Source organism: Acinetobacter sp. YH12201 (assembly GCF_013418145.1).
Classification (GTDB): Bacteria; Pseudomonadota; Gammaproteobacteria; order Pseudomonadales; family Moraxellaceae; genus Acinetobacter.
Window position 1 is genome coordinate 1 of sequence record NZ_VPCP01000165.1, and the last position, 2,002, is coordinate 2,002.

At 39.4% G+C, this 2,002-nt stretch carries 1 protein-coding gene and 2 pseudogenes; 1 reads left to right on the plus strand and 2 read right to left on the minus strand.

What is annotated here, in order from left to right; translation table 11 throughout:
- Positions 1 to 125: 125 nt before the first annotated feature.
- A pseudogene (locus tag FTU91_RS16240) lies at positions 126 to 194 on the minus strand (IS66 family insertion sequence element accessory protein TnpB); the annotation flags it as partial.
- A gap of 376 nt (positions 195 to 570) precedes the next feature.
- On the opposite strand from FTU91_RS16240, the gene FTU91_RS16245 reads away from it, so the two are divergent.
- The gene (locus tag FTU91_RS16245) at positions 571 to 1,506 is read left to right on the plus strand and encodes a tRNA-dihydrouridine synthase (RefSeq protein WP_180042517.1); all 936 of its coding nucleotides are present in this window, start codon (positions 571 to 573) and stop codon (positions 1,504 to 1,506) included.
- Between the two features lie 387 nt (positions 1,507 to 1,893).
- Here FTU91_RS16245 and FTU91_RS16250 read toward each other — a convergent pair.
- Positions 1,894 to 2,002 (minus strand): annotated as a pseudogene (locus tag FTU91_RS16250) (IS701 family transposase); the annotation flags it as partial.

The following is a 2,002-nucleotide window of genomic DNA, read 5'->3' on the forward strand; positions in this document are numbered from 1 at the left end:
GAGATCCATGCACGTGTAGCAGTCCTTAATAGATTTACGGAATTAGGTCGACCACTTACCCAAGTTACGCCTTAAATTTGGCTCAATTAGGGGCGCTTTGCATTTCAAATCTTTGTGCAACAAAGCCATTCTTTGCTGTATTTTCTGCGTTTTTTAGCAACAGGAGGTGTTGCTGAATATATATCCATGTTCATGGATTAAGTCCCCACTTGTTTTTAGGTGGGAACTAAATTAAGGCTTATAGGATCGCTTGGTAAGGCTGTGTTAGCCGGATGCTTACATTTAAAGTATCTGTATTCTTATTAATTAAAATGTCTAGTCTATGGTATACATCAAAATCATGGATTGAATATGCATTTGATATGTTGATCACTATGTCTAACAAAGAGATTTAAATCCTGTTTTTGACTCTTGCAGTTAAAAACAGGATATTTCTACTTAGGAATAACAATACGAAATATAAGGGTTAAGACCTATCTCACACTACAATATTTCAAAGACCTTTTCCTAGACAGCATGCATAAAAAAACGTATAACACCGTTTTTCAAATTTAACGGGTAGACATCACTGTGAAACTCATCCTTGCACCCATGGAAGGCTTAACAGACCCCATTATGCGTGATGTACTCACGTCTGTGGGCAGCTTTGACTGGTGTGTAACCGAGTTCATTCGTGTCACCGATTCAGTGCTTCCCGATCATGTCTATCATAATTACTGCCCGGAACTCCTCAATGAGGGTAAAACCGCTGCTGGCACACCTGTGCATGTACAGTTTTTAGGAAATAATCCTGAAATGCTGGCAGCCAATGCCATTCGTGCCGTGGAGCTGGGTGCTCCTGCCATTGATATGAATTTCGGTTGCCCTGCAAAAACGGTTAATCGTCACCGTGGCGGTTCAGTGCTGCTGGATGAACCCGACGTGGTACATCTGCTTGTCAAGGCTGTGCGTGATGCAGTACCTAAACATATTCCGGTTTCTGCCAAAATGCGCTTAGGCTATATGGACAGAAAATTTACCCTGGAAAATGCTCATGCCATTGAGGATGCTGGTGCTGCCTGGGTCACAGTGCATGCACGTACCAAGGCGGAAGGCTATACCCCTCCTGCATTTTGGGATCAGTTGCAACCGATTCGTGAAGCCTTAAACATCAATGTCATTGCCAATGGTGAAATTTGGACCAATGCAGATGCCAAACAATGCCAACTTGAATCTGGCTGTGAAGATTTGATGATTGGCCGAGCTGCTGTAACCACACCGGATATCACCCAATGTATCCGTCAGAATACTGACGAAGCCTTGATCACCTGGAATGAATTATTGGCTTTGCAAATTCGTTTCCTGAATGGTCCCTATAAAAAAGAAGTGAATATGGTGGGACGCTATAAACAGTGGCTCGGCATGATGTCCAAACATTATCCTGAAGCTAAAGAATTGTGGAACGAGGTCAAACGGATTAAAGGCTTGGCTGAAATCATTGAAAAATTAAATGTTTCCAAGCATTAAAGTCAAAAACCTTTGAATATTCAAAGGCTTTTTTATTTAGCTACTTTCTTTACACTGTTTTAAATTTTCCACATGCACTCGATTGATTTTCCATGATTTTTCCAAAAATTCAATTTTTTAAAATCAGCACGGCCTCATTTAATTGGATTCATTTTAATGCCTTTGCGTAGGCAATCTTTCTACTTTTGAAAGGTCAAAAGTAGACAAAAACCTTTTGTTTCCCATACACAACTTCCCTGTCGTGATGGGAAACGTATGGCATCCATGCCATACTCATAAATCCAGTACCTGCGAAATTCTATTTTTTAATTTTGACACTACAAATAATTTTCAGTCATCAAAAAATGATTTATAAAAGAAATCTAGTATTATAGGACTTACGCAGTATTATTTATAGATTCTCTGTGGTAGCAGATGATTTTTATCGAGAATAAAGTCATCAATGAAGTTTTTGATCATTGGTCTAAATAATTTCTTCTGCCAACGATATACATTT